Annotated in this window: 13 protein-coding genes; 5 read left to right on the forward strand and 8 right to left on the reverse strand. The window is 57.9% G+C overall.

Translation table 11 applies throughout. The features are described from left to right. Positions 1-24: 24 nt before the first annotated feature. The 6 genes from BLW02_RS12185 to BLW02_RS12210 form a co-directional block, all read right to left on the reverse strand. On the reverse strand, positions 25-1,353 hold the full coding sequence (locus tag BLW02_RS12185; RefSeq protein ID WP_092698935.1) for a TolC family outer membrane protein: 1,329 nt from the start codon (positions 1,351-1,353) through the stop codon (positions 25-27). 61 nt (positions 1,354-1,414) lie between these two features. Beyond that, a complete protein-coding gene (locus tag BLW02_RS12190) occupies positions 1,415-1,756 on the reverse strand; it encodes a rhodanese-like domain-containing protein (protein WP_092698937.1) in 342 nt (113 codons plus the stop codon). A 21-nt stretch (positions 1,757-1,777) separates the two neighbouring features. Further along, entirely contained in the window at positions 1,778-2,491 is a 714-nt protein-coding gene (locus tag BLW02_RS12195; protein ID WP_092698939.1) for a protein-L-isoaspartate O-methyltransferase family protein, read from the reverse strand. 24 nt (positions 2,492-2,515) lie between these two features. Next, positions 2,516-5,716 carry an efflux RND transporter permease subunit gene (locus BLW02_RS12200; protein ID WP_092698941.1) on the reverse strand — a complete coding sequence of 1,067 codons (3,201 nt, stop codon included), beginning with the start codon at positions 5,714-5,716 and terminating at the stop codon, positions 2,516-2,518. Positions 5,717-5,722: 6 nt separating this feature from the next. Then, positions 5,723-6,910: an efflux RND transporter periplasmic adaptor subunit gene (locus BLW02_RS12205; protein WP_092698943.1), complete on the reverse strand. Its 1,188-nt coding sequence runs from the start codon at positions 6,908-6,910 to the stop codon at positions 5,723-5,725. After that, positions 6,907-7,596 (reverse strand): TetR/AcrR family transcriptional regulator, encoded by a 690-nt coding sequence (locus BLW02_RS12210; RefSeq protein ID WP_092698945.1) that lies wholly within the window; start codon positions 7,594-7,596, stop codon positions 6,907-6,909. The genes BLW02_RS12205 and BLW02_RS12210 overlap by 4 nt, the downstream gene beginning before the upstream one ends. A gap of 314 nt (positions 7,597-7,910) precedes the next feature. Here BLW02_RS12210 and BLW02_RS12215 point away from each other — a divergent pair, with 314 nt between their 5' ends. The 5 genes from BLW02_RS12215 to BLW02_RS19685 all read left to right on the forward strand — a co-directional run bounded on the left by BLW02_RS12215 (position 7,911) and on the right by BLW02_RS19685 (position 11,836). Continuing rightward, positions 7,911-8,264, forward strand: coding sequence for an ArsR/SmtB family transcription factor (locus BLW02_RS12215; RefSeq protein ID WP_092698947.1), 354 nt, complete (start codon positions 7,911-7,913; stop codon positions 8,262-8,264). Then, the gene (locus BLW02_RS12220; RefSeq protein WP_092698949.1) at positions 8,261-8,758 is read left to right on the forward strand and encodes an ArsI/CadI family heavy metal resistance metalloenzyme; all 498 of its coding nucleotides are present in this window, start codon (positions 8,261-8,263) and stop codon (positions 8,756-8,758) included. Before BLW02_RS12215 ends, BLW02_RS12220 begins: the two co-directional genes overlap by 4 nt. A gap of 21 nt (positions 8,759-8,779) precedes the next feature. Continuing rightward, entirely contained in the window at positions 8,780-9,286 is a 507-nt protein-coding gene (locus tag BLW02_RS12225) for an arsenate reductase ArsC (RefSeq protein WP_092698951.1), read from the forward strand. Further along, the gene (gene arsB / locus BLW02_RS12230) at positions 9,283-10,302 is read left to right on the forward strand and encodes an ACR3 family arsenite efflux transporter (RefSeq protein WP_092698953.1); all 1,020 of its coding nucleotides are present in this window, start codon (positions 9,283-9,285) and stop codon (positions 10,300-10,302) included. The genes BLW02_RS12225 and arsB overlap by 4 nt, the downstream gene beginning before the upstream one ends. A gap of 1,090 nt (positions 10,303-11,392) precedes the next feature. Beyond that, complete coding sequence (locus BLW02_RS19685; RefSeq protein ID WP_139285368.1) at positions 11,393-11,836, forward strand: hypothetical protein; 444 nt, start codon at positions 11,393-11,395, stop codon at positions 11,834-11,836. Between the two features lie 252 nt (positions 11,837-12,088). On the opposite strand, the gene BLW02_RS12235 is transcribed toward BLW02_RS19685, so the two are convergent. Beyond that, positions 12,089-12,286 (reverse strand): hypothetical protein, encoded by a 198-nt coding sequence (locus tag BLW02_RS12235; protein ID WP_139285369.1) that lies wholly within the window; start codon positions 12,284-12,286, stop codon positions 12,089-12,091. After that, positions 12,276-12,601 (reverse strand): hypothetical protein (locus tag BLW02_RS19945; protein WP_159433786.1); only part of this gene is annotated, 326 nt, incomplete at its 5' end. The genes BLW02_RS19945 and BLW02_RS12235, both read right to left, overlap by 11 nt.

Genomic DNA, 12,601 nt, shown 5'->3' on the forward strand with positions numbered 1-12,601 from the left:
CATCAGGCAGGGGCGGTGTGGTGGCTACGGCTGCTGCAGCAAGCGGTTGATGGCTTCCACGTCCTCTTGCACCAGAGTGCCGGCCGCCTGGCGCAGCTTGAGGGTGCCCAGCAGCACGTTGTAGCGCGCCTGCGCCAGGTCGCGCTTGGTCTGATAGAGCTGGCTTTGCGCATTGAGCACATCGATGTTGATGCGCACGCCCACCTGGTAGCCGAGCTTGTTGGCGTCGAGCGCGCTCTGGCTGGAGGCTTCGGCCGCTTCCAGGGCCTGCACCTGGCCCTGGCCGGACTGCACGCCAAAGAAGGCGGCGCGGGTGGCCTGCGCCACGTTGCGGCGCGCGGTTTCGAGGTCGGCCGCGGCCTTTTCTTCGAGGGCCAGCGTTTCCTTGATGCGGTTCTGCACGGCAAAACCGGCAAAAAGCGGCAGGTTCAGGGCCACGCCCACGCTGGCATTGTTGGTGCGGCTGTTCGTCCCCGGCATGATGACAGTCCCGTTGGGATTACGCGTGATGTTGTAGCCGGCCTGCAGATCCACCGTGGGCAGATGCCCGGTGCCGGCCTTCTGGGTCTCCAGGCGTGCGATGTCCAGGGCGATCTGGGCCTGGCGCACGCCCGGCTGCTGCTCCTGCGCCGTCTGCACCCATTGCGCCACGTTGTCGGGCTGCACGGTGGGCAGCGGCACCGGCTGGACCAGGGGCAGAGGCTGGGTGCCGGTCACCCCCACCAGCTGGTCCAGTGCCAGCTTCTTCACGCGCAGGTCGTTCCCGGCGGCAATTTCCTGAGCGATGACCAGGTCGTAGCGGGCCTGGGCCTCGCGCGAGTCGGTCACGGTGGAGGTTCCCACCTCGAAGTTGCGCTTGGCGGAAGCCAGCTGCTCGGAGACGGCCGTTTTTTGCGCCTGCACGAAGGTGAGTGTGTCCTGGGCCGCGAGCACATCAAAGTAGGCTTGGCTGACGCGCACCAGCAGATCCTGGGTGGCGGCGTCCAGCTGCGCAAGGGCCACATCGACGCCGCGCTGGCCCTGCTGGAAGTTGATGCGGTTGGCCGGCCGGTAGAGCGGCTGCGAGGCGTTGACCCCCATATTCTGTGTGGTGGCATTGAGATCTACCTTGGGGCGGCTGACTTCCGTGTTGGCGCGTGACACACCAGCGGACAGTCCCGCGCTGGGCAGCAAGCCGGCGCGGGCCTGCTCCGCGCGGCTGGAGGCTGCATCCAGCTGAAGCCTGGCGGCCTGCCACACCGTGTCGTAACCGCGCGCTGCGTCCACCAGCTGCGACAAGCTCTGTGCCTGCGCCGGCGTGCCCAGGGTAGCGGTGATTGCCAATGTCAGGGGAAGTAGCCGAAGCAGGTTCATGGAGGTCCTTCAGGTCGTGCTGGGCGCAAGAGGTGGCGTGAACAAGGTGGGCCAATGTGTTTCAGTACCGCGGCACGCTGTTGTCGTGTTCACGGGACCAGGCATCGATACCGCCCGTGATGTTGGCCAGCGTTCCAAAACCCTGCTGCGCCAGGAAAGCCGCCACGCGCAGGCTGCGGGCACCGTGGTGGCACAGGCACGCCAGGGGGCGGGAAGGGTCCAGCTCGGCCAGCCGGCCAGGCAGCTGCCCCATGGGAATTGCCACCAGTTCAAACCCGTCCGTGCGCACGCTGGCGGTTTGCAATTCCCAGGGCTCGCGCACGTCCAGCACCAGCGGCTGGCCCACGGCGTAGGCCTGCGCAAACCAGGCGGACAGTTGCGCAGGGCGGACATGGTCGATCATCCAGAACTCCTCGCCGCCAGATCAGAAGGAAAAGTCCGAAGGTTCGGCAAAGCCCACCAGGCGCGGCGCGATGGTGTCCCAGGGCTGGGTGGTGTCGAAACGCTCGCCCGTGCGGCGCACCAGCGTGAAGCGCATGACAGGTTCCTGGCCCACGATGGCGGCCAGGCGGCCACCTTCGCGCAGCATCGACAGCAGGTTCTGCGGAATGCTGGCCACGGAGCCACTGAGCACGATCACGTCGAACGGGCCTTCGGGCACGGCATCGCGGGAGCCGTCCGACACGCGCACATGGGCATTGGCGATGCCGGCGCGTTGAAGATTGTCTTGCGCCATCTCGGCCAGCGCGGGCACGATTTCGAGCGAGACCACGCTCTCGGCACGCTGGGCCAGCAGCGCGGCCATGTAGCCCGAACCGGCGCCGATTTCCAGCACGCGGTCGGTGGGCAAGATTTTCAGGCCTTGCAGCATGCGTGCTTCCAGGCGCGGCTGCAGCATGCTGTGGCCCAGGCGAACGGCTTCCTTGGCGTCGCTGCCCAGCAAGGGGATTTCGATGTCCATGAAGGCCATGCTGCGGCAGGCCGGGGGCACGAAGTCTTCGCGGCGTACCACCGACAGCAGCTCCAGCACGTCGGCATCGAGCACATTCCAGGGGCGGATCTGCTGCTCGATCATGTTGTAGCGGGCCTGTTCAATGGGATCGCTGATGTTGGCAGACGTGTTCAGAGGCATGTTCATGGAATCTCTCCAGGGGAAGACGGGTCAGGACAAACCCTTGATTTTAGGGGGCACGGGCGCGGGCTGGCCACGGCCCAGGCGGGCAAGTGCCCAGCGGGCCAGATCGTCCATGTAGCAGTACACCACCGGCACCACCACCAGCGTCAACAGCGAGGAGGTGATCACGCCGCCAATCACGGCCTGGCCCATGGGCGCGCGCTGCTCCGAGCCCTCGGACAGCGCAAACGCCAGCGGGACCATGCCAAAGATCATGGCCAGCGTGGTCATCAAAATGGGGCGCAGCCGCACGCGGGCGGCCAGCAGCAGGGCCTCGGCGCGGGGCAGGCCGGGCACGGTGTGGCCGGCATCGTCGATATGCTCCGCCCGGGCACGGATGGCAAAGTCCACCAGCAAGATGGCATTCTTGGTGACCAGGCCCATCAGCATCACCACCCCGATGATGGAGAACATCGACAGCGTGGAGCGGAACATCAGCAGCGCCAGCACCACGCCGATCAGCGTGAGCGGCAGCGAGGTCATCAGCGCCAGCGGCTGCAGGAAGCTCTTGAATTGGCTGGCCAGGATCATGTAGATGAACACGATGGCCAGCACCAGCGCCGAGATGGCGTAACCGAACGACTCCGCCATGTTCTTGGTGGAGCCGCCAAACTGGTAGCGGTAGCCGGGGGGGAAGGCCACGCTGTCGAGCGCTTTCTTGATGTCATTCGACACCTCGCCCGCCGATCGGTCGGCCACGTTGGCCGTCACGGCCACCTCGCGCGTAAGGTCGCGCCGGTTGATCTGGTTGGCGCCGGTGGATTCGCTCACCCGTGCCACCTGGTTCAGGCGCACGATGCGCGTGCCGCCATCGGCGGCTGCCAGCGCAAAGGGCAGGCGTTCCAGGTCCTGCGGCGTGGTGCGGGCCTCGGGGGCCAGGCGCACATTCACGTCGTAGGTCTGGTCGTCGGGCGCGCGCCAGTTGCCCACCGTGGTACCCGCCACCAGCGTGCGCAGCGAGGCGGCCAGCTGCGCCACCGACACCCCCAGGTCCGACGCCGCATCGCGCTGCAGATCGAGCGCGATCACGGGTTTGTCGGGCTTGGCGCTGGTGTCGAGGTCCACCAGGCCCGGAATGCCGTGGATCTTTTCGGAAACCGTTTTCGTCAGGCGCTCCAGTTCCTGCAGATCCGGCCCCTGCAGCGAAAACTCCACCTGTTTTTGGCCACCCACCGGGTCGAGCAGGCCCACATGGGTGACGGTGATGCCGGGCACTTGCTGAAGGCGCTCGCGCAGCACGCCCGACATGGCGTCCACACTCCGGCTGCGGTCCTTGCGGTCCACCAGGCGCACGTAGATGCTGGCGTACATCTTGCCCTGCGCAGTGCCGGTGTTGAGGGTGGACAGCGTGTAGCGCACCTCGGGAAACCCGCGCAGGATGCCCTCCACCTGGCGCGCCTTGGCCTCGGTGGCTTCGAGCGACGAGCCCACGGGTGTGTAGAAATTGACGGTGGTTTCCGAAAAATCGGCCTTGGGAACAAACTCGGTGCCCAGCAACGGCACCATGAAGACACTCAGCACAAAAATGGCCAGCGCGATGCCCAGGGTGGCGAGCTTGTGCACCAGCGACCAGCGCAGAATGCCCTGGTAGGCTTCGGCCAGGGCATCGGTGGCGCGGTCGAACCAGCCCGTCACGCGGCCGATGGTCCTGTCGTAGAACGTGACCGGCTCGGTACGCTGCCCATGCGCATGGATGCTGGGGTCATGCCAGATGCTCGACAGCATCGGGTCGAGCGTGAAGCTGACAAACATCGAGATCAGCACCGCCGCCACGATGGTGATGCCGAACTCATGGAAGAACTTGCCGATGATGCCGCCCATGAACCCGATGGGCAGGAACACGGCCACGATGGACAGCGTGGTGGCCAGCACGGCCAGGCCAATTTCCTGCGTTCCATCCATGGCCGCCTGGTAGGCGTTTTTGCCCATCTGCACGTGGCGCACGATGTTCTCGCGCACCACGATGGCATCGTCGATCAAGAGGCCCACGCACAGCGACAGCGCCATCAGCGTGATCATGTTGATGGTGAAGCCGAACAGGTTCATGAACAAAAATGTGCCGATCAGCGCAATCGGCAGCGTGAGGCCCGTGATGACAGTGGAACGCCATGAGTTCAGAAACAGAAACACGATCAGCACCGTGAGCAGGGCGCCCTCGATCAGCGTCTGGCGCACGTTGTTCACGGCCACGCGAATCGGTCGGGCGCTGTCGCCGATGGTTGCCAGGCGCACACCAGGCGGCAGCTGGCGCTGGAGTTCGGCCACGGCGGCATTCAGGCCGTCCACCACCTCGATGGTGTTTTCGCCCTGTGATTTCTGCACCGACAGCAGCAGTGTGCGCTGGCCGTTGTACAGCGCCAGGCTTTCAACTTCCTGCGCGCCATCGTTGACGCGGGCCACCTGCTCCACCCGCACGGGGGCACCATTTTTACGGGCCACGATGATGCGGCCAAAGTCTTCGGGGCGCTGCATGCGCGCGTCGATCTGCACCACGCGCTCCTGGGCGAGGGACCGGATGGCGCCCACGGGCAAATCCTGGTTCTCGTTGCGCACGGCAGCCACCACCTGGTCGGGGGTCACGCCAAAGGCTTCGAGCGCCTGCGGGTTCAGGTAGATGTTGATCTCGCGCCGGGTCGCGCCCACCAGGTTCACGGCGCCCACGCCACGCACGTTTTCCAGCCGTTTCTTCAGGATCTGCTCGGCCCAGGTGGTCAGCTCCACGGCGCTTCGCTCCGTGCCCCCGGCCTGGTCGTCGGGCAGCACGGCCAGCGACCACACGGCACGGCTGGCGGGGTCAAAGCGCAGCACGCACGGCTCTTTCACCTCGGTGCGCAGGGTGGGGCGGACAATGGCCACCTTCTCGCGCACGTCTTCGGCCGCCTTGCGGCCATCGATGTGCAGCTGAAACTCGATGATGACGACCGCCGTGCCCTCGTAGCTGCGCGAGGTGAGGGCGTTGATGCCGGCAATCGAGTTGACGCCTTCCTCGATCTTCTTGGTGACCTCGCTCTCGACGATTTCTGGCGAAGCGCCGGGGTAGTCCACCGTGACCACCACCACCGGAAAGTCGATGTCGGGAAACTGATCGACCTTGAGGCGCTGGTAGGAAAACAGGCCCAGCACCACGATGGCGAGCATCACCATGGTGGCGAACACCGGGTTTTTCAGGCTGACCTGGGTGAACCACATGGCTGCTTACGGTGCGGCGCGCGATGCAGAGGCTGCGGCCGGGGTGGCGGTCGTGCTGTACCGGTTGTCGTGGATGCGCACAGGCGTGCCCTCGCGCAGCGAGCCCATGCGCCCGGCCACCACCGCCGTGCCCTCGGGCACGCCCTCGACCGCCACCAGCGTTTCGCCTCCCACCACGGCACGCTGGCCGGTCTTGACCGGCAGATACGCCACACGGCCGCTTTGCACCGCCTGCACGTAGGGCGCCGGTTTGTCGGTGCGCACGGCGTCCAGCGGCAGTGCCAGCACATCGGCATGCCCTGTGTCGAGCGCGCCCTGCACAAACAGCCCCTGGCGCAGCACCGGTATCGCCGCGCCCTGCTCGATGACCAGGTACACCGGCACGGTGCGGCTGCCGGCCTGGGCGCTGGGGTTGATGCGGACCACAGAGGCCACGATGGGGCTGGCCACGCCCTCGATCCGCAGGCGGGCCTTTTGTCCCACGCGCACGGCCCATGAGTCGGTCGGGCTCAGCAGGGCTTCGAGTTCCAGCCGCGACAGGTCCACCACCTCGACGATGCGGGCATCCACCCCCACGCGCTCGCCGGGCTGCGCCAGCCGCTGCGACACCTGGCCCGTCAAAGGGCTGCGCAGCACGGTGTCGTCCAGCGCCTTGCGCGCTACATCGGCAGCAGCCAGGGCCGCCTGGTAGGTCGATTGCGCGGCCTCCAGGCTGGCCTGCGAAGTGACCAGCGCCGTGGCAGAAATGAAGCCCTGGTCCACCAGCGCGCGGTTGTTGGTGAACTGGCGCTGGCTGATATCCACCTGCGCTTTGGCGGCATCGGCCTGCTGCTGGGCCTGGCGCAGACGGGCCCGCGCCTCGGTGGGGTCGATGCGGGCGATTTCCTGCCCGGCGCGCACGCTGTCGCCCTCGCGCAGGGTCAGGCCCTGCAGCTCGCCCGCCGCGCGGGCCCTGACCATGGCAGACTCCACGGCGCGCAGCGCGCCCGACACCGGCACCGCCAGGGCAAGGCTTTGGCGCTGCACGGTGACCAGCTCGCCCGGCGCCAGGTCCAGCATGGCTTCCTTGCCCTGCACGCTGGCTTCGGCCAAGGCCTTTTGCTGCGCCTGCCGCGCGGCCAGTGCGCGCCAGATGCCGCCGCCCACCAGCACAACGATGGTGGCAACAGCCATCCAGACAATCCAGCGTTTCATGGCGATCGGGTCGTTGAAGGACCGGAGGAGGGCGCAGCCGCGCACAGGCCGTGCAGGATGTTGTCGGCCTGCATGGCCAGGTATTTTTCGGGGTCCAGGTCCTGGGCATCCGGTACGCAGGCGCCCATGGAGTGCTTCCACAGCATCAGAAAGATCATCGGGGCCAGCACCAAGTACACCGCGTAGTCCATGTCGAGCGGCCGGAATTCTTTGCGGTCCACACCCCGCTGCAGGATGCGTCGGATCAGCGCCTGGCCCGGGTCCATCACCTCGCGCTGGTAGAACTGGGTGATTTCAGGAAAATGGTGGGCTTCGCTCAGCATGAGCTTGGTGATGCCCGAGGTCTTGGTGCTGCCGATGCGCTCCCACCACACCTGGTAGCAGTAGCGCAGCAGGTCGTCGGTGCTGCCCTCGAAGGCGTCGAGCTCCAGCGTCCATTCGGCAAAACGGCCCGCGATGTTTTCGCGCACCACGGCCTTGAACAGCTCTTCCTTGCTGGGAAAGTAAAGAAACAGCGTGCCCTTGGACACCCCCGCACGCGCCGCCACCTCATCCACCCGGGTGGCTGCAAAGCCTTTTTCGACAAACAGATCCAGCGCGGCCTCGATGAGTTCGCCGGGGCGCGCCTGCTTGCGCCGTTCGCGTTTGGCCACCGTGCCGGGAAGGGGGGAAGATTCGGACTGCATCTGTTAATGACTGACTGGTTAGTAATATAGCCAGCGCCCGCAGCGGCGTCAATTCATAATGCGGCGCTGCACATCCACTGAGCAAGGAAACTTCCATGAGACAGCAAACCATCACGCTCGGCGGCGGTTGTTTTTGGTGCCTCCAATCACCTTACTGATTTTTGTCCCTATAAATCAATAAGATAGGTTTTGACAAAAAAATATTTGCCAAATTTTTGGCAAATCTTAAGCCTATCCAAGCCACCCCACGAGTGCCATCAGCAACACCTCAAAGCTGGCTTGATCTTCCTCATCATTTCCACTATCATAGAAATATGGAAACGAAGAACATCATTGTCATGCTGGGTGCTCTGGCTCAAGAGTCACGTCTAGCCACCTTCCGCCTACTGGTGCAGGCAGGCCCTGAAGGACTTTCAGCAGGAAAGATCGGTGAGGGGCTTGGTGTGCCACCAGCCACCTTGTCCTTCCACCTCAAAGAGTTGAGTCATGCAGGACTGGTGCAGTCCAAGCAGGCAGGTCGCTTTGTCATCTACACCGCTGACTTCTCTGCCATGAACAACCTTGTTGGCTATCTCACAGAGAACTGTTGTGGTGGCAATCCTTGCTCACCCATTTCTGTCTGCGACCCCACTTGTGCAACCAGTGATAAGGAAAAGGAACCGTCATGAAACGAATGCATGTTCATATCCGTGTAGCCGATCTGGCACACAACATCAGCTTTTATTCGGCACTTTTCAATGCTGAACCTGCTGTTGTGAAAAACGACTATGCAAAGTGGATGCTGGAAGACCCAAGAATCAACTTTGCCATTTCCAGCCGCACCGATGAAACAGGCTTGGATCACCTTGGCTTTCAGGTTGATTCTGCTGAAGAACTCCATGAAATGAATAGCCGTTTGGCAAAAGCAGAACTGCCTATTGAAACAGAAGAAGGTGCGGCCTGCTGCTATGCCAAGTCCAATAAGCATTGGACTGTTGATCCTCAAGGTATTGCTTGGGAAAGCTACCAGACACTAGACACCATTCCCACCTTCAATGAAAAGGAAGAGCAGCAAGGTATTGCTTCTGCCTGCTGCACACCTGCACCTGTAGCAACCGCCATCAAGCCAAAGGCTGCTGCTGCCTGTTGTGCTCCTAGTTCAAATAAATCTAGCTGCTGCTAATTCACCAAGAAAGGTATTACCGTGACTGACAAAACCTACAATGTGCTGATTCTCTGCACTGGAAATTCAGCCCGTAGCATCATGGCTGAAGCACTGATCAACTCAATGGGCAATGGTCGTTTCCATGCCTATAGTGCTGGCAGCACACCCACTGGCAAAGTGAATCCTTTTGCCATTGAAAAGGTTCAATCGGTTAAATATCCGATTGAAAACCTCAGAAGCAAAAGCTGGGATGAATTTGCTACAGCAGATGCACCCAAAATGGATTTCATCATCACCGTTTGTGACAATGCTGCTGGTGAAGTCTGTCCTATTTGGCCTGGTCAGCCTATCTCAGCACATTGGGGCTTTGAAGATCCAGCAGCAGTAGAAGGCACTGATGAAGAGAAACGAAAAGCCTTTGATAAGGTATTCCGCCTCATGCTGACTCGTGTTGGTTTGTTCGTGAATCTGCCATTGAAGGTGCTGGATAACACTGCCATCAAAAAAGAACTGACCAACATTGCCAACACCACGAAGGCAGAATGAACAAGTTTGAACGGTATCTAACCTTATGGGTTGGCTTGTGCATTGGGGTGGGAATTCTCTTAGGTCAGAGCTTCCCTAATGTGTTCAAGACCATAGGCAGCATGGAGGTTGCTCAAGTCAATCTCCCTGTTGGTGTGCTGATCTGGATCATGATTATTCCCATGCTCATGAAGATTGATTTCAGGGCTATGGGTCAAGTTCGTGAGCATTGGAAAGGTATTGGAGTCACTCTGTTTGTCAATTGGGCAGTGAAGCCGTTTTCAATGGCATTCTTGGCATGGCTCTTCATCAGCAAGATTTTTGCCGAATGGCTTCCTCAAGGTGAATTGGAAAGCTATACCGCTGGATTGATCATATTGGCTGCTGCACCTTGCACAGCAATGGTGTTTGTTTGGAGCCGACTAACAGGAGGTGATCCACTATTCACACTCTCACAGGTGGCATTGAACGACACCATCATGATTGTGGCTTTTGCTCCAATCGTGGCTTTGCTGCTGGGCATGTCCACCATTGTGGTGCCGTGGGCAACACTGCTGCTGTCAGTGGCCCTTTATATCTTGGTGCCTGTTATCTTGGCTCAACTGGCACGAAGAGCATTGCTCGGTCGTGGAGAGGCATACTTTGAAGCAGTGATGCACCGGCTATCACCTTGGTCTATGTCTGCCTTGTTGGTTATGCTGATCTTGCTGTTTGCATACCAAGGACAAGCTATTGTTGAGAAGCCTGCGATTATTGCCATGCTTGCAGTGCCTATTCTTGTGCAAGTGTTCTTCACATCAGGACTTGCTTACTGGTTGAATAGGAAGGCAGGAGAAAAGCATAGTGTGGCTTGTCCCTCTGCATTGATTGGAGCCAGCAACTTCTTTGAATTGGCTGTTGCAGTTGCTATCGGTTTGTTTGGACTTCAATCAGGTGCAGCACTGGCAACGGTGGTAGGTGTGCTGGTTGAAGTGCCTGTTATGCTGATAGTGGTCAGAATCGTTAATGCTTCAAAACCTTGGTATGAAGCTGCATAAAAGAAGAAGGCTAGTCTTGCGACTAGCCTTTTTTCTTTTCGTTAGATTCGGCACCACCCGGTTTCTAACAGCACACTCTTGACAATCCGAAAATTTTTCATAGAAGTGTACTACCACGAACGATTTAATCATATTTGATTTTTTGATATTGTCAACAACCCGAATCTATTTAATTGCTCTTGGTGAAAATCAAGGGCATTTTTTATGCCCTGAAAGATAGGTTGAAGTGTTATATGTCCTTGGGCAAAAAGAGTAATCGTAAGACCCCTGACTCAGCATCGGTCAACCTATGAAGAAGACAGAGCTTTGAGAATGCTTGTTCTTGGTTGCACCATACAGCGATGAACAAAATGCAGAACTTGAGTGATTGGGCATTAATTAGCAACCAGGAAGAATCCTGTGGCCCGCACAACAAGCAGTCCCAAAATTCTGGAAGTATTCAGTCAGTCATTTGTGTGACGAAAAGAGCATGGCTCAATAAATGATTTGTTTGGCGGCAAATTTGCAGCGATACGGCATAAGGTAAGTCCGACAGGCAACAGGTGAAAGGTTGCCACAATCAGCCAAATGAACGAGCCCAATAGCACAAATGCTTCTATCCAAGGATAGGAGAGCTTCTTTCAAGCTGCTGATGGTAGGTCACTTATACCAACCTACCACAAGCCAGATGTTGGGAGGTGCGAGCACTATAGGTTTAGGCTTACTTCTGTAAAAGGAAGGTCTTGGATACCCTGCACCCTACCGTTAGATTGGTAGAAAGAAACCAGGATTCGGAAAGGTTACTAACAACCTCATGGGCCGTTTTCAATTGAATGAAGATACGGCAAAGGCAGAATTGCACTAGAACTCAAATTTGCTGAGATTTTTCTAGTCAGCAAGGGATAAGGCTTTGCCGTTTTTCGTTAGAAAAACGCAAAGACTAGGTCATCTTAATAAGAGGATGAATTAATCATCATCTAAGCAAAGATGATGATGACTCAGTCACCAAAGAGAAATCTCGTAGAGGTTCTATGAAATAGAACTAAATTGGCAGAGCGAAAAATTTGACTTCCTTTTTTCATTTCTTATGATTTTGGAAAAAGGAGAGATCATGAAAAAACTTGCAGCTTCCATTCTTCTACTTAGCTTGTTCTCAATAGCACAAGCAGAAGACACCTACTATGTTCCGATTCACAATCTAGCACCTCTCGGATACAACCCAACAACTACAAACTACAACCCAGATTATGATAATTACACTTGGTTATATAACTCTGGAAATGCATCTCAAACCAATTCACAACAAAATCCCAGCAAGGAAGACAAACTAGCTAAATTGAGACAAGAATATTCTGATGCAGCAAAAGAAGCAATGGACAAATGGAATAATTGGAAGTGGGATGAGGCAGCAGCAGCAAAAGCAAGAAAGGATGCCATAGGGATGGAGATTGCATCATTGACCGGGCAGCAAGTAGTCAATCAATCAGCAGCACCTAGACGATCAATTAATTGCTACAGCTATGGTCTAGGTAATGCATTCACAACATGCAACTAAACACAAAAACACTCTGACAAGCAGGGTGCAAAGAAACAGGCTCCTACATGGAGTCTTTTTTTATTCATGGGCGGCTTGGTTGCATTGCTTGTGCCCATATCACTCATAAATGCTGTTCAGTTGATCGCTGTAATTTGCAACCAGCCATATATTAATTCTAGCAAGTTGAAAACGATCATCAATAGCAGGTGGGGCACGTCAGTGAAAAGGACCAACTCGTTTGGGTCCTCTCGGTAGAACCTTGCAGGTTGATCACTCAACACCTAAAGAGCCAGAAGGCAGCTTGTTCTTTCTCACGATTGATTCAAGGATCAACTGAAGTTCTTGAAGCCTCTGGACCTCATTTGAAATGGTGAAGGCTTGAATCACATCCCTCAAGTCTGCCACTGACACCAGTAATTCATCTTGAGTGGTCAGGGTGTTTTTATCATAGTGAAATTCAACTTCCATTTGAGCCACCACCATTCAGCTTGGAAACATATTTTGATTTCTGGATCAATGTTTCCTTGATCACCTGTTCTAAATCAGTTCCGTTTTTTATTGCATGTGCCTCAAGAGCTTTGCAATTTTCTTCACCAATGAACTTGAAGTAGGCAGCAGCACGAGCCTGTTTTTTCTTCTGCACATACTCACTTACTGCATTTCTAACCACCATTCCGAAATTATCAGACCCCGATGGCCAGGTCAAATTCCCCCACCCTTGGCCACCCCAAATTCCCCCAGGCAGGACGACCAGATTATGACGACTCGGGTGTGATGGCGATG

Origin of the sequence: Acidovorax soli (genome assembly GCF_900107605.1) — a bacterium.
GTDB lineage: Bacteria > Pseudomonadota > Gammaproteobacteria > Burkholderiales > Burkholderiaceae_C > Acidovorax > Acidovorax soli.